This window comes from Oryzobacter terrae (assembly GCF_042756445.1).
Taxonomy (GTDB): Bacteria; Actinomycetota; Actinomycetes; order Actinomycetales; family Dermatophilaceae; genus Oryzobacter; species Oryzobacter terrae.
The window spans coordinates 3,848,681-3,868,294 of sequence record NZ_CP170578.1; the positions used below are offsets into that span (position 1 = coordinate 3,848,681).

The 19,614-nt window shown below is 74.8% G+C and carries 19 protein-coding genes; 11 read left to right on the forward strand and 8 right to left on the reverse strand.

Annotation, left to right across the window (positions count from 1 at the left end):
* Positions 1–5 precede the first annotated feature (5 nt).
* Both pknB and ACFWN3_RS18335 read right to left on the reverse strand, forming a co-directional pair.
* Positions 6–2,015 (reverse strand): Stk1 family PASTA domain-containing Ser/Thr kinase, encoded by a 2,010-nt coding sequence (gene pknB, locus ACFWN3_RS18330; protein WP_377642113.1) that lies wholly within the window; start codon positions 2,013–2,015, stop codon positions 6–8.
* A 51-nt stretch (positions 2,016–2,066) separates the two neighbouring features.
* Positions 2,067–3,179, reverse strand: a complete 1,113-nt coding sequence (locus ACFWN3_RS18335) for a LysM peptidoglycan-binding domain-containing protein (RefSeq protein WP_377642115.1) — start codon at positions 3,177–3,179, stop codon at positions 2,067–2,069.
* Positions 3,180–3,317: 138 nt separating this feature from the next.
* Here ACFWN3_RS18335 and ACFWN3_RS18340 point away from each other — a divergent pair, with 138 nt between their 5' ends.
* On the forward strand, positions 3,318–3,719 hold the full coding sequence (locus tag ACFWN3_RS18340; RefSeq protein ID WP_377642116.1) for an Rv2175c family DNA-binding protein: 402 nt from the start codon (positions 3,318–3,320) through the stop codon (positions 3,717–3,719).
* Positions 3,720–3,842: 123 nt separating this feature from the next.
* A complete protein-coding gene (locus ACFWN3_RS18345) occupies positions 3,843–4,853 on the forward strand; it encodes an IS481 family transposase (RefSeq protein ID WP_377645654.1) in 1,011 nt (336 codons plus the stop codon).
* A gap of 30 nt (positions 4,854–4,883) precedes the next feature.
* On the opposite strand, the gene ACFWN3_RS18350 is transcribed toward ACFWN3_RS18345, so the two are convergent.
* Complete coding sequence (locus tag ACFWN3_RS18350; protein WP_377642118.1) at positions 4,884–5,969, reverse strand: polyprenyl synthetase family protein; 1,086 nt, start codon at positions 5,967–5,969, stop codon at positions 4,884–4,886.
* Positions 5,970–6,061: 92 nt separating this feature from the next.
* Between ACFWN3_RS18350 and metF the strand changes: the two genes are divergently transcribed.
* A complete protein-coding gene (metF, locus tag ACFWN3_RS18355; RefSeq protein ID WP_377642120.1) occupies positions 6,062–6,967 on the forward strand; it encodes a methylenetetrahydrofolate reductase [NAD(P)H] in 906 nt (301 codons plus the stop codon).
* Positions 6,968–6,994: 27 nt separating this feature from the next.
* Here the strand turns inward: metF and ACFWN3_RS18360 are convergent, their stop codons facing one another.
* A complete protein-coding gene (locus tag ACFWN3_RS18360; protein ID WP_377642122.1) occupies positions 6,995–7,801 on the reverse strand; it encodes a hypothetical protein in 807 nt (268 codons plus the stop codon).
* The gene (locus ACFWN3_RS18365; RefSeq protein WP_377642124.1) at positions 7,798–8,742 is read right to left on the reverse strand and encodes an ATP-binding cassette domain-containing protein; all 945 of its coding nucleotides are present in this window, start codon (positions 8,740–8,742) and stop codon (positions 7,798–7,800) included. Before ACFWN3_RS18365 ends, ACFWN3_RS18360 begins: the two co-directional genes overlap by 4 nt.
* A gap of 337 nt (positions 8,743–9,079) precedes the next feature.
* Between ACFWN3_RS18365 and ACFWN3_RS18370 the strand changes: the two genes are divergently transcribed.
* Together ACFWN3_RS18370 and ACFWN3_RS18375 are read left to right on the forward strand one after the other, a co-directional pair.
* Positions 9,080–9,322, forward strand: a complete 243-nt coding sequence (locus tag ACFWN3_RS18370; RefSeq protein WP_377642126.1) for a hypothetical protein — start codon at positions 9,080–9,082, stop codon at positions 9,320–9,322.
* Position 9,323: 1 nt separating this feature from the next.
* Positions 9,324–10,607: a DUF692 family multinuclear iron-containing protein gene (locus tag ACFWN3_RS18375; protein ID WP_377642128.1), complete on the forward strand. Its 1,284-nt coding sequence runs from the start codon at positions 9,324–9,326 to the stop codon at positions 10,605–10,607.
* A 4-nt stretch (positions 10,608–10,611) separates the two neighbouring features.
* Here ACFWN3_RS18375 and ACFWN3_RS18380 read toward each other — a convergent pair whose 3' ends face one another.
* Positions 10,612–11,136: a YbaK/EbsC family protein gene (locus ACFWN3_RS18380; RefSeq protein WP_377642130.1), complete on the reverse strand. Its 525-nt coding sequence runs from the start codon at positions 11,134–11,136 to the stop codon at positions 10,612–10,614.
* 246 nt (positions 11,137–11,382) lie between these two features.
* Between ACFWN3_RS18380 and ACFWN3_RS18385 the strand changes: the two genes are divergently transcribed.
* The 6 genes from ACFWN3_RS18385 to ACFWN3_RS18410 all read left to right on the forward strand — a co-directional run bounded on the left by ACFWN3_RS18385 (position 11,383) and on the right by ACFWN3_RS18410 (position 18,730).
* Entirely contained in the window at positions 11,383–11,679 is a 297-nt protein-coding gene (locus tag ACFWN3_RS18385) for a DUF6504 family protein (protein WP_377642132.1), read from the forward strand.
* 15 nt (positions 11,680–11,694) lie between these two features.
* Entirely contained in the window at positions 11,695–12,117 is a 423-nt protein-coding gene (locus tag ACFWN3_RS18390) for an SAV_6107 family HEPN domain-containing protein (RefSeq protein ID WP_377642133.1), read from the forward strand.
* 21 nt (positions 12,118–12,138) lie between these two features.
* Positions 12,139–16,167 carry a DNA polymerase III subunit alpha gene (locus ACFWN3_RS18395; RefSeq protein WP_377642135.1) on the forward strand — a complete coding sequence of 1,343 codons (4,029 nt, stop codon included), beginning with the start codon at positions 12,139–12,141 and terminating at the stop codon, positions 16,165–16,167.
* Positions 16,168–16,209: 42 nt separating this feature from the next.
* Positions 16,210–16,998: a class I SAM-dependent methyltransferase gene (locus ACFWN3_RS18400; protein ID WP_377642137.1), complete on the forward strand. Its 789-nt coding sequence runs from the start codon at positions 16,210–16,212 to the stop codon at positions 16,996–16,998.
* An 18-nt stretch (positions 16,999–17,016) separates the two neighbouring features.
* Positions 17,017–18,273: a DNA polymerase IV gene (gene dinB, locus ACFWN3_RS18405; RefSeq protein ID WP_377642139.1), complete on the forward strand. Its 1,257-nt coding sequence runs from the start codon at positions 17,017–17,019 to the stop codon at positions 18,271–18,273.
* 61 nt (positions 18,274–18,334) lie between these two features.
* On the forward strand, positions 18,335–18,730 hold the full coding sequence (locus ACFWN3_RS18410; protein ID WP_377642141.1) for a DUF3040 domain-containing protein: 396 nt from the start codon (positions 18,335–18,337) through the stop codon (positions 18,728–18,730).
* A 69-nt stretch (positions 18,731–18,799) separates the two neighbouring features.
* On the opposite strand, the gene ACFWN3_RS18415 is transcribed toward ACFWN3_RS18410, so the two are convergent.
* Positions 18,800–19,294 (reverse strand): DUF456 domain-containing protein, encoded by a 495-nt coding sequence (locus ACFWN3_RS18415; protein ID WP_377642142.1) that lies wholly within the window; start codon positions 19,292–19,294, stop codon positions 18,800–18,802.
* A 2-nt stretch (positions 19,295–19,296) separates the two neighbouring features.
* Positions 19,297–19,512: a hypothetical protein gene (locus tag ACFWN3_RS18420; protein WP_377642144.1), complete on the reverse strand. Its 216-nt coding sequence runs from the start codon at positions 19,510–19,512 to the stop codon at positions 19,297–19,299.
* Positions 19,513–19,614 lie beyond the last annotated feature (102 nt).

A 19,614-nucleotide genomic window follows, 5' to 3' on the forward strand; every position in this document is an offset into this window, starting at 1 on the left:
GGGCGTCAGACGATCGTGATCGTGACCGTGCTGCCCTTGGGCGCCTTGCTGCCGCCCGCGGGGTCCTGCAGGCGCACGGTCCCGAAGTAGCCCCCGAGGGCGCGGCGCACCTCGACGACGAAGCCGGCACCCTCGAGGGCCTGGCGTGCCTGCTGGGTCTGCTGGCCGACGACGTTGGGGACGACCACCAGGACCGGCCCCTTGGAGACGACGAGCGACACGGTGTCGCCGCGGTAGAGGGTGCCGCCGCGGGGGTCCTGGCTGATGATGCTGCCCTTGGGGACGGTGTCGCTGTTCTCCTGGGTCCTGCTGTCGACCTTCAGGCCCAGGTCGCCGAGCTTGTTCGTCGCGTCCTTGAGGGGCTTGCCGGTGAAGTCGGGCACCGAGATCGGCTGGCGCCCCTTGCTCACGGTGAGGGCGACGGCGGTCCCGGGCTTGAGGCTGGCGCCCGGCCCGGGCTTGGCGGAGACGACCTGCCCCTCGGGGACCTTCTCGGAGAAGGCCGAGCCCACCTTGCCGACCGTGAGGTTGACCGCCTCGATCTGGCGCTCGGCCTCGGCGCGCGACATCCCGACGACCGCCGGTACCTCGTAGCGCTCGGGGCCCTTGGACACGGTGAGCGTGACGTCGGTGCCCTTGCGGACCTCGGCGCCCTGCCTCGGCGAGGCCGCGATCACCTCGCCTCTGGGCACGTCCTCGCTGAACGCCTCGACGACCCTCGCGTCGAGCGAGGCGAGGTCGAGGGCCGAGACGGCCTGACCCTGGGGGCGCCCGTCGACGGCCGGCACCGTGACGACCGCCCCGGGACCGAGGACGAAGAACCACGCGGTGAGCGCGGCGACGAGGGCCGAGGCCACGACGGCGGGCCACCAGCGCCGCGACCGGCGGTCACCGTCGTCGAGGACGACGCCCTCGAGCGGAGGGGAGATCGAGATGGCGGTGGTCCGCTCCTGACCGGTGCTGCGGACCGCGCGGGCGTCGTCCCGGGTCGCGACGGCACCACCGGCGCCCGCCGCCCCGGCGGCACCCACGGCGCCCGCCGCGGCACCGGCACCGGCGGCACCGGCGCCCGCTGCGCCGGCGGTCCGGGGGAGGGCGGCGGTCGACGTGGGGGAGGCGGCGGCAGCCACGGCGGCGGCGCCGGAGGGCCGCGCGTCGAGGGCCGCGGGGGAGAGCGAGGTGCGGACCCGGCGGAGCAGGCCGAGGAACTCGGCGGCGTCCTCGGGGCGCTCGTCGGGGTCGCGCGCGGTGGCCTCGGCGACGAGCTCGTCGAGCTCCGGCGGGACGGTGTGGACCCGGCTCGAGGGCGCGGGGACGCCGCCGTGGACGTGCTGGTACGCCACGTGGATGGGCGTCTCGCCGGTGAAGGCCTTGCCGCCGGTCAGCATCTCGAACAGGACGAGGCCGGCCGCGTAGACGTCGGACCGCGGGTCGGCGACCCCGCGCTCGACCTGCTCGGGCGACAGGTACGCCACCGTGCCGAGCAGCATCCCGCTGCTCGAGGTCACCGTCTGGCTCGTCACGGCCCTGGCCAGCCCGAAGTCGGCGACCTTGACGGCCCCCGAGTCGCTGATGATGACGTTCTCGGGCTTGACGTCGCGGTGGATCAGACCCTTGCCGTGCGCCTCGGCGAGGGCGAGGAGCACCGGCTCCATGATGTCGAGGGTGGCGCGCGGGCTCAGCGGACCCTCGTCGCGCAGGACGTCGCGCAGGGTCTTGCCCGGGACGAACTCCATCGCGAGGAAGATGTGGTCGCCGTCGGTGCCCTGGTCGAACACGGCGACGACGTTGGGGTGGCTCAGCGAGGCGGCCGAGCGCGCCTCACGCCGGAACCGGGTGACGAAGCTGTCGTCGTGGACGAGGTGCTGGCGCATGACCTTGAGCGCGACCTCGCGGTCGAGGCGCTCGTCGAGGGCGAGGTAGACCGTCGCCATCCCGCCGTCGGCGACCCGACGGAGCACGCGGTAGCGTCCGTCGAGGGTGCGCCCGATGAGCGCGTCGCCGGTGGATGACACCGCACGAGTGTAGGTGCTGCCGGACACCGTCGCCGTCACCGTCTGCTCGGGTCACATGGTCTTGCGCAGGGCGAGGACCGTCTTCACGTACTGCTTGGTGTCCTTGTACATGCCGTGCTTCTGCAGCGCGCCCAGCCCCTGGTAGTAGGCCGCGACCTGGTGCTCCGTGCGGTCCGTGGCCCGCCCGAGGGCACGCAGCATGACCACGCCGGCGGTGATGTTGTCCTGCGTCCGCAGCAGGTCGAGGCGGCGCCCGACGAGCTCGGAGGCCCACTGGCCCCCCGAGGGGATGACCTGCATCACGCCGACGGCGTTGGCGACCGAGACGGCGCGCTGGTTCCAGCCGGACTCGTTGTAGGCGATGGCGAGCGCGAGCCTCGGGTCGACCCCGTGGCGGCGCGCGGTGCGCACGATCATCGCCTTGGTCTCGCTGCGGCTCGGGACGTCGCGGGTGGCGAGGATCGCCCGGTTGTGGGCGGCGGCCTCGGCGATGGCGCGGGGGTACTTCACGCCGTTGAAGGTGTCGGGCACCGAGGAGCTGCTCGACGTCCTCGCGCTGCCCGGCAGGCGGAGGCGCTGGCCCGGGTGGATGACCGAGCGCGAGGAGATGCCGCTGGCCCGGGCGATGGCCCCGACGGTGGTGCGGTACCGCACGGCGATGCCGCCGAGGGTGTCGCCGCTGCGGACCGTGTAGGTCGCGGCCTTCGCGCTGGTCCGCGCGGCGCTGCGCGCCGAGGCGGCGGTGGCCGCCGCCCCCCGCACGGTGACGCGCTGTCCGGGGTGGATGAAGGCGCTGGCCCGCAGCCGGTTGGTCTTGAGCAGCGAGGCGAGCGGGACGCGGTAGCGCTGGGCGATCCCCGAGAGCGTCTCGCCGGCCCGCACCGTGTGGACGACGCTCTTCGCGGCCCCGGAGCCCTTGGCGGCGGCGGTGCGCGGGACCTGGATCCGGGTGCCGGCCATGATGAGATGCCGGTCGCGGATGTGGTTGCGCGTCACGAGGACGCCGACCGTCGTGCGGTGGCGCGTCGCGATGCCCTCGAGGGTGTCGCCCGCCCGCACGGTGTACGGCGCCCAGCCGTGTGGAGCCGTCGAGGAGGCCGAGACGGCGGCCGTCGGCAGCACCAGCTGGGGCGGAACGGTGGCCGGGGGGGCGATGAAGACCATGACTCGTCCTTGACCTGTGAGGCGAGAGGGGCAGATGGTGTCAGTGAGACCTTTGGGGCGCACGATACCGGAGCAGCGCCGGATCGGCAGCCCGTCCGGGCCACCGACGTGACCGGTGCCCTGTGGCACCCTGTCCCCGTGACCGACGCACCCCCCGAGACCGACGAGACCCCCGACCCCGCCGCCGACCTCGAGACGCTCGTCCCCGTGTGGCTGACCGTCCCCGACGTCGCCGAGCGCCTCGGCCTGCCGCTGTCGGCGGTACGGCGCCTCATCGAGGACCGCGAGCTGCTCTCGCACCGGATCGGTGAGCGCCGGGTCATCGCCGTGCCCGAGGGCTTCCTCGACGCCGACGGCCCCCTGCCGGCACTCAAGGGCACCGTCACCGTCCTCAACGACGGCGGGATGACCGACGTCGAGGCCATCCGGTGGCTGCACACGCGCGACGAGACCCTGCCCGGCCCGGGGACGCCCATCGAGGCCATCCACGCCGGCTTCAAGACCGAGGTCCGTCGCCGCGCCATGGAGGAGGCCTTCTAGGTGTGATGTCCAGTCACGTTGGTCGAGTTTGTGTGAGGACTCGATCTGACCGGTGACAGGTGAAGACCTCCCGGTGTGGAGTGGAGCTGCTTGACGGTTCCGCTCCCGCACCAGGAGGTCTTCGTGTCTCACGCTACTCATTCCAACGCTGCCCTGACTCCACGCGCCCGGCTGCGGTTGGGACAACTGGTCGTGGATCACGACTGGCCTATCGCCCGGGCGGCCGAGCGGTACGACGTGTCCTGGAGGACTGCCGCGAAGTGGGCCGAGCGGTACCGCGACGAAGGCGCTGCCGGGATGGTGGACCGCTCGAGCGCGCCGCACCACCAGGCTGGCCGGACCCCGACCAGGGTGGTCCGACGGATTGTGAGCCTGCGGCTGCGACATCGCCTCGGCCCGGTCGCGATCGGTGACCTGCTCGGGATGCAGGCCTCTACGGTGCACGCGGTCCTGGTGCGATGCCGGCTCAACCGGCTCACCCATATCGACCGGGTCACCGGTGAACCGATCCGCCGCTACGAGCACGAACGTCCCGGCGACCTGCTCCACGTCGACGTCAAGAAGCTCGGCAAGGTCCCCGACGGCGGCGGCTGGCGCTACGTCGGGCGCGAACAAGGCTTGCGGAACCGGTCAGCGACCTCGCGGCGGACCGGAGCACCCAAGAGCAAGTACCACCACCCGCTGATCGGGACCTGCTACCTGCACACCGTCATCGACGACCACTCCCGGGTGGCCTACGTCGAGGCCCACGACGACGAGACGAAGGAGACCGCCACGGCCGTGCTCCGCAACGCTGTCGCGTGGTTCGCTGCCCGCGGAGTCACCGTGCGCCAGGTGCTGTCCGACAACGGTGGCGCCTACCGCTCCTACCTGTGGCGCGACACCTGCACCGAGCTCGGCATCACCCCGAAACGGACCCGCCCCTACCGACCACAGACCAACGGCAAGATCGAACGCTTCCACCGCACCCTGGTCGACGGGTGGGCCTTCAAGACGTTCTATCCCTCCGAGACCGACCGCCTCGCCGCCCTGTCACCATGGCTCCACCAGTACAACCACCACCGGCCCCACTCAGCGATCGGCAAGGTCGCACCCATCACCCGGTTGGACAACCTGGCTGGGCATCACATCTAGGCGCTCCCGCGCCGGCCCGGTCCGCCGGGCTCAGGCGTGGCGGGCGGTGGCGACGTCGACGAGCCCGAGGAGGACCTCGCGCGCCTCGGCCTCGAGCGACGCGGCCGATGCCAGGGCCGCCCGCGCGGAGTCGGCGAGGGAGCCGATCTCGGCCTCGAGGACGTCGACGGCGCCGGACCCGGCGATGACGCCGCGCAGCTCGTCGACCGCGTCCCGGTCGAGGTCCGGGCGCCCGACGAGCTGGTCGAGGAGGGCGCGCCCGCCGTCGTCGGCGCCCGCGAGCGCGTGGGCGAGCAGGACCGTGCGCTTGCCCTCGCGCAGGTCGTCGCCCGCCGGCTTGCCGGTGGCCTCGGGGTCGCCGAAGACCCCGAGGAGGTCGTCGCGCAGCTGGAAGGCCCGGCCGAGGTCGAGCCCGTAGCGCGACAGTGCTGCGGTGCCCTCGCCGTCGAGACCGCCCGTCGCGGCCCCGATGAGCAGGGGGTGCTCGACGGTGTACTTGGCGCTCTTGTAGGTGATGACGCGGCCGGCCCGCTCGACGCGTTCCCCTGCCTCCACGCCGGTCCACGGGCGCATCGACTCGACGACGTCGAGGAACTGCCCGGCCATGAGCTGGCTGCGCATCCGGTCGAAGAGCGGCCGGCCGCGGGCGACGTCGTCGGGTGCGAGGCCGCTCGTCGCGTAGACCTCGTCGGCCCAGGTCAGGCACAGGTTGCCGGCGAGGACGGCGCCGGCGAGGCCGAACCGGTCGGGGTCGCCGGTCCAGCCGCGCCCGGCGTGGGCGCTCGCCATCGCCCGGTGCGCGGCGGGCAGGCCGCGGCGGGTGTCGGAGTCGTCCATGACGTCGTCGTGGATCAGTGCCGCCGCCTGGAAGATCTCCATCGCGCTGGCGAGGCGCACCAGTGCGTCGGAGTCGGGGCGCCCCGCGGCACGGTGGCCCCAGTAGAGGAAGGCCGCGCGCAGCCGCTTGCCACCGCGCAGGAGGTCGGCGACGGCCCGCAGGAGGTCGTCGACGTCCGGGCCGAGCTCGGCGACGACCTGCGCCTGGTGGGCCAGCTCGAGGTCGAGGCACTCCTGCACCCGGCTCCGCAGGTCGGCGGTGTCGAGGGGGTTCGGCACGGAGGTCCTCCATGGCCGCGAGGAGCGGCGCGGGCGGTCGGATGCTGGCGCCCCCGAGCCTACGGCGTCGGGCCTCGACTACCCTCACCGCCATGGCCCACCACGGAGGAGGCGGACGTCCCGAGCACCTCGTCGCGTCGATCCCGGCCCGGCTGCGCGAGGACCGGCCCTCGATCAGCTTCGAGTTCTTCCCGCCGAAGGACGACGACGCCGAGGCCCAGCTGTGGACGGCCATCCGCCAGCTCGAGCGGGTCCGACCCGCGTTCGTGTCGGTCACCTACGGCGCCGGCGGCACCACCCAGGACCGCACGGTGCGGGTCACCGGGCGGATCGCCGACGAGACCTCGCTGACCCCGCTGGCCCACCTCACCTGCGTCGGCGCCTCGGTGCGCCAGGTGCGGCAGGTCGTCGGCCAGTACGCGTCCTCCGGGGTGCGCAACATCCTCGCGCTGCGCGGAGACCCGCCCGGCAACGTGCGGGGGCAGTGGACGCCCCACCCCGAGGGGCTCGACCACGCCGACCAGCTCGTCCGCCTCATCAGCGGTCTCGGCGACTTCACCATCGGGGTCGCGGCCTTCCCCGACGTCCACCCCGACAGTCCCGACCTCGACCACGACGTCGAGGTGCTCATCGGCAAGGCCGACGCCGGCGCGAGCTTCGCCGTCACCCAGATGGTCTTCGACGCCGACACCTACCTGCGGCTGCGTGACCGCGTCGCCGCGCGGCGCGACCTGCCGATCACGCCGGGCCTCATGCCGGTGACGAGCGTCAAGCAGATCCAGCGGATGTCCGAGCTCATGGGCACGCCGTTGCCCCCGGCCGTCGTCGGGCGGCTCGAGGCCGTCAAGGACGACCCCGTGGCCGTGCGGTCCGTCGGCGTCCAGATCGCGACCGAGATCGGCCGGCGGATGCTCGACGAGGGCGCGCCGGGCCTGCACTTCATCACGATGAACCGCTCGACGGCGACGCTCGAGGTCTTCGACAACCTCGGCCTCTGAGCGCCGCCGCCGACCGCTCCCCGTCTCCTACTGGCCGGCGTCGGACCGCAGCAGCCGGGCCGAGCCGAGGAGCATGGACCCGACCGCCCACGCCGCGAGGACGAGCCTGGCCTTGCCGTCGCTGAGCACCTCGTTGCCCTCGTTGACGATGAGCGTGATGACGCTCGTCCCCGGCACGTACTCGGCGATGCGCTGGGCGAGCTCGAAGGGCAGGTTCCCGAAGACCAGCGGGACGACGATGACGAGGGCGATGACGGTGACGAGCCCGCCCGGGGTGCTGCGGAGGAACAGGCCCAGCCCGACGGCCATGAGGACGCAGGTGACGTAGCCGAACCCGACGTCGCCGAGGACGGCCAGCGTCCCGTCGGCGGGAAGGCCGAACCCCGGCACGAGCACGCGGACGAGGAGACTGGCCGCGGTGACGACGAGGAGCCCGTAGAGGGTGAACGTCGCCGTGACGACGGCCGTGCGGGCGCTGAGGAGGATGCCCCGGCGCGGCGTCCACTGCAGCGAGGGGACGATCCCGCCCGTCGCGTGGTCCCCGGTCGTCGCGACGACGGCGGTCGCGAGGAGACCGAAGAGGACGAACATCCCGGCGAACCTCCCTCCGGCGAAGGCGCCCTCGGCGGGAACCTCCATGTCGGGGCTGTCGGCGGCGTCGAGACCGAGCAGGAGGCCGATGCCGATGCCCGCGACCGCGGTGGCGAGGGCGAACCACCACGTCGAGCGCACCGTCCACAGCCGGCTCCACTCGGCGCGACAGGTGCGTAGGAACGCCTGCGGCACCCCGACGGCCGTGCGGGCGGGCGTCGCGACGGGGACCGTGGCGCTCATCGGGCACCACCCTCGGCCGCGGCACCGACCCGGTCGGACGCGTGTCCGTGGTGCTCGACGCTGTCCTCGGTGAGGCCGAGGTAGGCCTGCTCCAGCGACTGCTCGACCTCCGCGAGGCGGTGCAGCACGGCGCCGACCCGGTGCGCGACGACCCCGATCTCGGCGGCGGGGAGGCCGTCGACCTCCAGCTCGTCGGGACCGGTGCGCTCCAGCGAGGCGACGAGCGGGCGGAGGGCCCCGGCGAGGAGGTCGGCGTCGGGGGTGCGGACGCGCACGCGCTGCCCTCCCAGGCCGGTGAGCACCTCGTCGACCGTGGAGTCGGCGATGAGCCGGCCCTTCCCGATGATGACGACGCGGTCGGCGATGAGCTGCATCTCGCTCATGAGGTGGCTCGAGACGAGGACGGTGCGCCCCTCGTCGGCGAACCCGCGGAAGAGCGAGCGGATCCACCGCACGCCGTCGAGGTCGAGCCCGTTGACCGGCTCGTCGAAGAGCAGGACACCCGGGTCCCCGACGAGGGCCGCGGCGATGCCGAGCCGCTGGCGCATGCCCAGGGAGTAGGTCCTGATCCGGCGGCGGGAGGCACCGTCGAGGCCCACCTGCTCGATGACCTCCTCGACGCGCGTGGTGGGGATCCCGTTGCTGCGGGCGGCGATCCGCAGGTGCGAGCGGCCCGTCCGCCCGGGGTGCATGGCGCCCGCGTCGAGCAGCGCGCCGACCTCTCGCAGCGGCGCCGTGAGCCCGTCGTAGGCGCGCCCGTCGACGAGCGCGGTGCCCGAGGTCGGCCGGTCCAGGCCCATGACGACGCGCATCGTCGTCGACTTGCCGGCGCCGTTCGGCCCGAGGAAGCCGGTGACGGCCCCCGGCCGGGCGTCGAAGCTGAGGTCGTCGACGGCGGTGATGCTGCCGTGCTGCTTCGTCAGTGACTGGACGCTGATCACGTGCTCCCCCTCTGGGTCCCGGTGCGGTGCTCGGACGCTACAAGCGCGCGGGGGAGGGGCTGGTGTGGGACATGTGGAGGTCGTGTGAAGGTCTGGCGGCCGGGGACCCGGTGCCGGGCGCTGCACCGCGCCGGTCTCGGGTACGGACCCCCCTCAGCGCCCGTTCCCGCGACCGGCGCGGCGACCTCGAGCCTCCCGCCGAGGGGTGGCCCGCCACATCCGTACGGGTACTCAGACCGCCCGGGTCCCTCCGCGGTTCCGTATCAGCCCCGGCGGTGGGTCCTCCTCCTGGTGACACCCACCCGGGTGCCGTCATCCATGACGAGAGGAACCTCCCATGCCGTCCGACCTCAACCCCCAGCCGCTGCCGCCGCGCGCCACGAGGATCTACGCCTCGCGCGAGGTGATGTACGACCTCGACAAGTTCACCTCCGCACTCAAGAGCGTCCTCGACCGGGCCGGCCACACCGGCTGCACGTCCGGGCTCCAGCTCGACTGGCTCCAGTTCGAGCAGTTCGTCATCAACGACAAGTTCGAGGCCATGCCGATCCACGAGCGCGCGATCGGCTTCGGCGGCTGACGTGACACCACCGCCGTCCCACCTCGACCTCGGTGTCGGGCTCATCGTCACCGGAGGCGTCGACCTCCTCTGGCACGAGGTCGAGGACCTCGTCGACGTGCTCGAGGTCGAGCCCCAGACGTTGTGGGACGGCAACGACGGGCGGGGCCGCCGGATCGCGCGAGACGCCCTCCGGTGGCTGCGCTCGACGCAGCGACCGCTGCTCAGCCACGGCGTCGGGTACCCGGTGGGCGGGACCTGCCCCCCGGACCCCGACGGCGTGGCGGCGGCGGCGCTCTCGGCCCGCGAGGTCGAGGCGTCGCACTGGAGCGAGCACCTGTCCTTCAACCGGGTGGGCGCGCCGGGGTCCGAGCGGTACGCCGGCTACCTCCTCCCTCCGGTGCCGACGCCGGAGTCGGCCGCTGCCGCGGTCGGGCACGTCGGGCGCTACCAGGACCGGTGGGACGCGCCCTTCCTCGTCGAGACGCCGACGAGCTACGTGCGGGCCACCCCGGGGGACCTGACCGACGGCGAGTACGTCGCGACCGTGGCGCGGGGCGCCGACTGCGGCATCCTGCTCGACCTCCACAACATCTGGGCCAACGAGCTCAACGGGCGCCAGCGGGTCGAGGACTTCCTCGCGAGCATCCCGCTCGACCGGGTCCGCGAGGTCCACGTCGCGGGGGGCGACTCCCTCGGCGACGTCTACCTCGACTCCCACGTCGGGCCGGTGGCGCCCGAGGTCCTGGAGATCGCCCGCGGCGTCCTGCCGCGCCTGCCGAACGTGCGAGCGGTCCTCTTCGAGGCGGTGCCGCACTCGATCGCCACGCTCGGGGCCGCGGGGCTGCGCGGGGTGCTCGCCGACATCCACGAGGTCGTCGACGGCGCCCGGGCGGGGGGCGTCACGGTTCCCTCCGCGACCGCCGCCACGGGCCCGGGGAGCCCGCCGCCGCAGGGCCCCACCGGGGACGGCGGCGCCACGGCCCGCCGGGAGGCCGCCCTCCTCGACTACACGACCCGGGCCGCCGAGCGGCTCGACACCCCGGACCCCGGGGCCGACGCGCTGCGCCACCTCACCGACCAGGCCCGGCTCTCCCTCCTCGTCGGGACCCACCGCGCCGAGCTCGCGACCCTCGTGACCCGGCTCGGTCCCGACGGGGCCCGTGCGGCGCTCGGCCGCTTCCTCGCCCGGGCGCCGGCCACGGCGTGGAGCGGCGAGCAGGGGCCGGCGTTCGAGGCCTGGTACGCGGACCTCCTCGCCGCGGAGCCGGCGCTCACCGAGCCGGCGCCGGCCGCACGGTCCTGAAGGCTCAGGCCACGTCCATCGGGTGGCCGCCGGTGATCCGGATCAGCTCGTCGTAGCTCGTCGCGAACACCGAGTGGCTGTGGCCCGCCGCGGCCCACACCGTGGTGTACCGGCCGAGGGTGACGTCGACGACGGTGTCGATGTGGTGCGGGTGGCCGACCGGCGCGACGCCGCCGATGGCGAAGCCGGTGTGCTCGCGGACGAACTCGGGGTCGGCCTGGTCGAGCGAGGCGAGGTCGGCGAGCGCGGCGACCTTGTCGGTGTCGACCCGGTGGCCGCCGGAGGCGAGGACGAGGAAGGGCCGGGTCGCGCCCTCGTGGTCGGTGGCGACGAAGACGAGGCTGTTGGCGATCTCGGCCGGCGTGATCCCGAGGGCGTCGGCGGCCGCCCTCGCCGTGCGCACGGCGTCGGGCAGGTGCCGGATCTCGGGGACGACGTGGTGCAGGGCGAGCGTGTCGAGGACGGCACGCACGCCGGGGTGGCCGCTGAGGTCGCGCGCGGCGACCGGTTCGCCCGGTTCTGGACCCATGGCGGCAGCGTAGTGACGGCTGGGCCGCGGCCCCGGAGGGTCGACGCGACGCGCGGTCGGGCGGTGTGGAGCGACCCCTCGGCGTGTCGTCCGGCGAGTCTGCGGACGGGCTTGACGTGGTGTCGGGGGAGCGGTCTACAGTGGAGGAAGTCGAACAGGTGTTCGACATCCCGACTCGGGTCCGTCGAGCCGGCGGCCCTCCCGAGCGGCCTGCCGGCGGATCCGTCCTGCCCACCGGAGGTCACCGTGGCCCGTCGTCACCACGACCCCGTCGCCGTCCGGGGCGAGCACCCCGCGGCCGGTGCCGACGGCCCGCGCGACTTCGTGTGGCGCGGCCGCCGCTACACGGTGTGCGCCGTCCTCGCCTCGTGGCAGGAGCGCCGGGCCTGGTGGCGCGAGGTCGGCGACGACCCCTCCGGGCCCCCGCCGAACCCGCAGCGGCAGGTGTGGCGGGTCGAGGCGGCCCCGCCCTCCGGCACCGTCGGGGTCTTCGACCTCGGCCGCGATGACGACCACTGGCTCCTCCTGCGAGCCCACGACTGAGGAACGAGATCCCCCATGAGCCACGCCACGACCACCCTCGACCTCCTCGACCGCTCCCGTGAGGCCCTCGCCACCGCCTGCGCCGCCCCGGTGGCCTCCACCCGGCACGCCGACGCCTCCCTCGCCGCCCTGCGCGCCGGGGCCGCCCTCGTCGCCGCCGGGTCCGGCCGCCGTGGCCCCCGGCTGCCCGGCGAGGGCCCGCACGACGTCTGGTCGCTCGTCGTCGGCGTCGCCCCCGAGCTCGTCGAGTGGGCGCAGCGGTTCGCCGCCGCCACCGAGCGCCAGGCCCTCCTCGAGTCCGGGGCCCTGCGGGTCGGCGCCCGCGAGGCCGACGACCTCCTGCGCGACGCCGAGACCTTCCTCGACCTCGCCGCCCGCCGCCTCGGCGTGCCCAGCGCACCGGCCACCCACCGGCTCGTCCCCGTCCGCTCGGCCTGAGGGCGGGGGAGGACACCCACCGTGGACGGCTTCGCCCACCTCCACGTCGCCTCGGGCTTCTCGATGCGCTACGGCGCCTCGATGCCCGGCGACCTCGTCGAGCGCGCCGCCGCGCACGGACAGCCGGCCCTCGCCCTCACCGACCGCGACGGCCTCTACGGGGCGGTCCGCTTCGCGACGGCCTGCACCCGGGCCGGGATCGCGCCGGTCCTCGGGGTCGACCTCGCCGTCGAGCCGCTCCGGCTGCCCGAGGGCGACCGCCGCGGGCGGGGCGAGCGGGCCGACCCCGTCGACCGCGCCGACCTCACCGACCGTGTCGACCTCGCCGACCGTCCCGCCGGGGGTCCGCGGGCCCGGACCCCCGCCCGCGGCGGCGCCATCGTCGACCCCCGCCGCCCCCGGGTCACCGTCCTGGCCCGCGGCCGGCGCGGCGGCACCGCGCCGGGCGTCGGCTGGGCCGCCCTGTGCCGCCTCACCACCGCCACCCACCTGCGCGGCGAGCGCGGCGTCCCCGTCACCACCCCCGAGCTGCTGCGCACCTGGGCCCGCCCCGCCGCCGACCGGCCCGGCCCGAGCCGCCTGCTCGTCCTCCTCGGCCCCGACTCCGACGTCGGCCGGGCCGTCCTCGCCGGCCGCAGGGAGCGCGCCCGCCACCTCCTCGCGGGGTGGCGCGCCCTCCTCCCGCGTGACGGCCTCGCCCTCGAGGTCGTCCTCCACGGCGGTCCCGAGGGCACCCCGGGCTGCCGCTCCCACGCCGCCCACCTCCTCGGCCTCGCCGACGAGGCGGGGGTGCCCGCGGTCCTCACGGCGGCGGTCCGGCACGCCGAGCCCGAGCAGGTCCGCACCGTCGACGTCCTCGACGCCGCCCGCCGCCTCGTCGTCCTCGACTCCCGCCACCTCGACCGGGTCACCGACGCCGGCCACCTCGCGAGCACCGCGGCGATGCACGCCGCCGCCCTCGAGGTCACCTCCGGCGACCGCGCCCGCGCCGACCGGCTCCTCGCGATGACGACCCTCCTCGCCGGCGAGTGCACCCAGGACGACCGCCACGACCTCGGCATCGGCGCCGTGCACCTGCCCGAGGCCGAGATCCTCGGCATCCCCGCCGGGACCGACCCGATGCAGGTGCTGACGCAGCGCTGCCGGGCCGCCGTGGGCACGCGGTACCCCGGCGTCGACGAGGCGGGGCTGCGGGTCGTCGAGGCGCGCCTCGACGACGAGCTCGAGGTCGTCCGGGCGCTCGGCTACCCCACGTACTTCCTCACCGTCGCCGAGGTCACCGACCTCATCCGGGCCCGCGGGGTGCGGGTGGCGGCCCGGGGGTCGGGGGCCGGGAGCCTCGTCAACCACCTCCTCGGCATCAGCGGCGTCGACCCCATCCGGCACCGCCTCCTCATGGAGCGGTTCTGCTCGCCCCTGCGCGCCGAGCTGCCCGACATCGACGTCGACGTCGAGTCGGCCCGGCGCACCGAGATCTACGAGGCGGTCCTCGACCGCTTCGGCGGCGAGCGGGTCACGTGCGTGTCGATGATGGACACCTACAAGGTCCGCCACGCCGTGCGCGACGTCGGCGCCGCGCTCGGGATGCCCCCCGGCGAGGTCGACGAGATCGCCAAGGCGTTCCCGCACATCCGGGCCCGCGACGCCCGGCACGCCATCGCCGACCTGCCCGAGCTGCGCAGCCGCGGCCTCGACAGCCCGCGCCTGGCGACCTTCTTCGACCTCGTCGAGGGTCTCGACGGCCTTCCCCGCCACATCGCGCTGCACCCGTGCGGGGTCGTGCTGTCCAACGCCGGCCTCCTCGACCGCACGCCCGTCGAGGCGAGCTGGCTCGGCTTCCCGATGACCCAGTTCGACAAGGACGACGTCGAGACCCTGGGCTTCCTCAAGCTCGACGTCCTCGGCATCCGGATGCAGTCGGCGATGGCGCACGCGGTCGCCGAGGTCGCGCGCGTCACGGGGGAGCGGGTCGACCTCGACGACGAGGAGCAGGTCGCCCACGACGACGAGGCCACCTACGAGCTGATCCGCACCACCCGTACCCTCGGGATGTTCCAGATCGAGAGCCCCGGGCAGCGCGAGCTCGTCGGCAAGCTCGGCCCGAGCCGCTTCGACGACCTCATCGTCGACATCTCGCTCTTCCGGCCCGGGCCGGTGAAGTCCGACATGATCACGCCGTTCCTCGAGAGCCGGCACGGCTGGCGCGAGAAGCGCTTCCTCCACCCCACGCTCATCCCGGCGCTGGCCGAGACCGAGGGCGTCGTCGTCTTCCACGAGCAGGTGCTCCTCATCGTCGCCGAGACCACGGGGGTCTCCCTCGCCCAGGCCGACGAGGTGCGCCGCAGCATGGGCACCCCGAAGGGCCAGGAGGAGGTCGAGGCGTGGTGGCGCCCGGCGGCGACGGCCCGCGGCTACACCCCCGCCGAGCGCGACCGCATCTGGGAGGTCCTCAAGTCCTTCGCGAGCTTCGGGTTCTGCAAGGCGCACGCGGCGGCCTTCGCCCTGCCGACCTTCCACTCCGCGTGGCTGAAGACCCACCACCCGGCGGCCTTCCTCGCCGGGGTCCTCACCCACGACCCCGGGATGTACCCCAAGCGGCTCATCCTCGACGACGCGCGCACCTTCGGGATCCCCGTCCTCGGGCTCGACGTCAACGCCTGCGGCGACACCTACCGGGTCGAGCGGGTCGACGAGGTCTCGCCCGTCCCCGACGACGTCGACCCGCCCGCCGGGTCGGCCGCCGACGACGCCGAGGACGCCGCCACCGACCGCGCCGACGCCGCGCTCCCGGCGTGGCGGCGCACCCGCCAGCGGTTCGGCATCCGGCTCTCCCTCGCCGACGTCAAGGGGATCAGCGAGGCCGAGGTCGCCCGGGTCGTCGCCGGGCAGCCCTACACCGACCTCGGCGACTTCTGGGCCCGGGCGCGGGTCAGCCGGCCGGTCGTCGAGCGGCTCGTCCTCGCCGGGGCCTTCGACGCCCTCCACGGGACCGTCGGGACCGGGCTCGGGCGGCGCGGGCGGGTCACCCGCCGCGACCTCCTTCTCCACGTCGCCGAGCTCGAGCGGTGGGAGCGCTCGGGCGGGGCGCCGCCGCGCACGAGCCGGCGCCGGGCGGTCCCGGTGAGCCAACCCCGCGAGCTCGAGGCCGCGGGCCTCGACGTCCGCGACCGCGCCGCGGCCCAGTCGCAGGCCGCCCGGGCGGTCGTCCCGGCCGACCGGCAGCCCACCCAGCTCACCCTCGACCTCGGCGACCGGCCGCGGCTCGTCGCGGGGGCCGGGCTCCCCGAGATGACCGGTCCCGAGCGGGTCCGCGCCGAGCTCGACGTCCTCGGCCTCGACGTCTCGGCCCACGTCGTCGAGTTCTACGACCCGCTCCTGCGCGCGCTCGGGGTCACCCGCAGCCGCGACCTGCTCGGTGCCCGCAGCCGCAGCGAGGTGTGGGTCGCCGGGGTCAAGGTCGCCACCCAGACCCCACCGGTGCGCTCGGGGCGGCGGGTCGTCTTCCTCACCCTCGACGACGGCACCGGACCCTCCGACTGCACCTTCTTCGAGGACGTCCAGGGCCCCTACGCCGGGGTCGTCTTCCACTCGTGGCTGCTCCTCGTCCGCGGGGTGCTGCGCCGCACCGGCGAGCGCGGCGTCTCCATCCGGGCCACCGGGGCCTGGGAGCTCGCGGCGCTGTGGGACGCGTGGCAGCTCGGCGGGCTGCCGGCCGTGCACGCGGCGATCGCGGCGGGGGAGTCCGACGCCGTGGCCCGCGCCGAGGCCGCCGAGGAGGCGGCCCGCGCCTCCGACGAGCGCACCGGGCGCCGGGTGCTCGTCCACGCGTCGGGGTTCAGGCAGTCGCCGTACGCCGACATCAAGCCGCCGGGGGCCGACCCCCGCTCCGGCCGCGGGGTGCCCGTCCTCCCGGTCCTCGACCACCCGGGTGGGACACCACGCCGCACGGGTGGGGCTCCCGGGCAGGTCGTCGTGCCCGCGGCGGCGACGTCCCCGGCGCTGCCCTCGCGCAAGCTGTGGCACGCGAGCCCCGGCAGCTCCGGACACTAGGGTGGTGACGACACCAGACCGACCGTTCGAGGGAGCCGATCCGTGGCCGACGACCGTGGCCGAGCCCGCCGGGCCGGGGCCCAGCCGGGGCTGCGCACCGTCGCGGTCCAGGCAGCCCTCGACGCCGTGGCGACGCGCCGCCGCGCCGAGCTCGGCCGCCCGCTGCGGGTCCTCGACGTCGGCGGCGGCACCGGTGGCACGGCCGTCCCGCTCGCGGTGGCGGGCCACGACGTCACCGTCGTCGACCCCAGCCCCGACGCCCTCGCCTCGCTGCGCCGTCGCGCCGCCGAGACCGGCACCTCCGCGCGGGTCCACCCCGTCCAGGGCGACACCGACACCGTCGTCCACCCCGGTCCCGACGGCACGCGTGCCTCCTACGACCTCGTCTGCCTCCACGGCACCCTCGAGGTCGTCGACGACCCCGACACCGCCGTCGCCAACCTCGCCGCGGTCCTCGACCCCGGTGGCACCTTCTCGCTCGTCGTCGCCCAGCGGCTCCCGGCCGCGCTGGCCCGGGCCGTGGCCGGCGAGTTCGCCCGCGCCCAGGCCATCCTCGAGCGCCCCGACGGCCGCTGGGGCGACGACGACCCCGCGCCGCGCCGCTACGACGAGGCCGACGTCCTCGAGCTGCTGCGCACCCACGGCCTCACGCCCGTCGACAGCCACGGCGTGCGGATCTTCAGCGACCTCGTCCCCTCGGCCCTCGTCGACTCCGAGGCCGACCGCACCGCCCTGCTCTCCCTCGAGGACGTCGCGAGCCACCACCCCCGCCACGCCGCCCTCCTCGGGGCGCTCGGCAGCGTCCGGCACGTCCTCGCGACGCGGGACTGACGGCCGGGGGGTCCACGGATGAGCCGCCGCCAGTTCGCCCTCCCCGGCCGGGCCTCGAGCGAGCCGCCCGACGACACCGGCTGCACGATCCTCCACGTCGACATGGACGCCTTCTACGCGTCCGCGACGCTGCTCAGCCACCCCGAGCTCGTCGGGACGCCCGTCATCATCGGTGGCGGCAACCGCGGCGTCGTGCTGTCGGCGACCTACGAGGCCCGCCGCTACGGGGTCGCCTCGGCCATGCCGATGGCCCGCGCCCGCCGGCTCTGCCCCCAGGCGACCGTCCTGCCCCCCGAGCACGGCCTCTACGCGACGATCTCCGCCGCGGTGATGGAGGTCTTCCGCGCGGTGACCCCCGTCGTCGAGCCGCTCTCCCTCGACGAGGCCTTCCTCGACGTCTCCGGGGCGGTCCGGCGGCTCGGCAGCCCGGCGACGATCGGGCAGCAGGTCCGCGACACCGTCCACGACGAGCAGGGCATCACCTGCTCGGTCGGCGTCGCCCCGACGAAGTTCGTCGCCAAGCTCGCCTCGGGGCTGGCCAAGCCCGACGGCATGGTCGTCGTCCCGCGCGACGAGGTCGTCCCCTTCGTCCAGCAGCTGCCCGTCGGGGCCCTGTGGGGAGTCGGCGACCGCACCGAGGAGGCCCTGCTGCGCCTGGGCCTGCGGACCGTCGCCGACATCGCGCACACCCCGCTCGACACCCTCGTGCGCGGCCTCGGCGACGCCACGGGCCGCCACCTCCACGAGCTGTCGTGGGGCCGTGACCCCCGGGGCGTCGAGCGGGAGCAGCGCGAGAAGAGCGTCGGCAGCGACGAGACCTTCGACGCCGACATCGACGACGCGCGCGAGATCCACCGCCGCCTCCTCGGCCTCAGCGAGCGCACGGCCGCCCGGATGCGCGCCGCCGGCCTCACGGGCCGGACCGTGACCCTCAAGGTGAGGTTCAGCGACTTCACGACGATCACCCGGGCCCGGACCCTGCGCGAGCCCACCGACAGCGGCCGGGCCATCCACACCGCCGCGGTCTCGCTCTTCGACGCCCTCGGGCTCCAGCGGGCCCGCATCCGCCTCGTCGGGGTGCGGATGACCGGGCTCGTCGACGTCGCCGACACCCCCATCCAGGGGGTCATCGGCGAGCCAGAACACGGGTGGCGTGACGCCGACAGGGCCGTCGACCGGGCCCGTTCGCGGTTCGGTTCGGGGGCCGTTCGGCCGGCCAGTCTCGTCCAACGTGACGCATCCGCTTCCACAGGGCGACGTGGGGATTTATCCTGAGGGCTCAGCACCACCGTGGAACCGTCCGCCGGACGGTTCCGGGCCGACCGCGGGAGGTTCCGTGCCGCTCTCAGACCACGAGCAGAAGATGCTCGAGCAGATGGAGCACGCGCTCGCTGCCGAGGACCCCAAGTTCGCCTCGCAGATGCAGGGCAGCACCTTGGCCTCGGTCCAGCGACGCCGCTGGGTCCTGGGTGGGATCGGCGTGCTCGCAGGTCTGGGCCTCGTCCTCGTCGGGGTCAACACGACGATGTGGGTCGGGGCGATCGGGTTCGCCGTGATGGTCGCCTCCGCCGTCTTCGCCGCCACGCCGCCCCGCCGGGCCGCCCTCGGCGTCGTCCGTCCCGACGGCACCGCCGGGCCCGCCCCCAAGCGCGCCGCCCGCCGCAAGGGTGGCCAGAAGTCGTTCATGGACAAGCTCGACGAGCGCTGGGAGCGCCGCCAGAACAACTGGTGAGGCCGGGCCTCCCGCCGACACCGAGAAGGGCCCCGTCCACGGCGGACGGGGCCCTTCTCGGTGCGGGGGTCAGGAGGCGACGAGGCCGACGACGTAGAGGCCGGCGATGCCCAGGCCCGCGGCGAGCTCGATGCCGATGCTCTGCGCCACCGCGGCCATGGCGTGCTTGGTCCGCGTCCAGGCGACCGACCGGTCCCGGCTGCGGGCGTTCTCGACGAGGAAGATCGCGAGGACGAAGAAGAGGATCGCCCCGACGACCGGGACGACGAAGAAGCCGACGATCCCGGCGAGGACGGCCAGGGCGAGGGTCGACGTGCCGACCCCCCGCTCCTTCATCCGGCGTCCGGGCAGGAGGTACTGGAGGGCGTAGCCGACGACCGCCACGACGACGCAGGCGGCGAAGATGCCCCACGCCAGGCCCGTCCCGGTGAGGGCGGCCCAGAGCAGGACCCCGCCGAGGACGACGAGGAGACCCGGGAGGACCGGGACGACGATGCCGATGAGTCCGAGGACGACGAGGATCGGCGGGACGATGACGCGGACGTCATCGGTGAGCGCGCCCACCGTCAGGCGTTGTCGCCCGCGGAGCTCGGCTCGAGGAGGCGCTCGCTCTCGTCGAGGATGTCGGCGAGGCCGACGAGGGCGGGGATGTGCTCGCGCCCGTGGTGGGCGCAGAACAGGAGCTCGCCGCCGGCGTGGAGGGTGGCGCGGACGTACGCCTGGGCTCCACAGCGGTCACAGCGCTCCGCGGCGGTCAGGGCGGGTGCCAGTGCGGCGTTCACGTCGGCCTCCTCGGCTCGCTCGGGGGTCATGCAGGTGGTTCGGTGACCTCGACCCAGGTGGATCGGGCCCGTTGCAACAGTCAACCACGCGTTCCTCTTCCC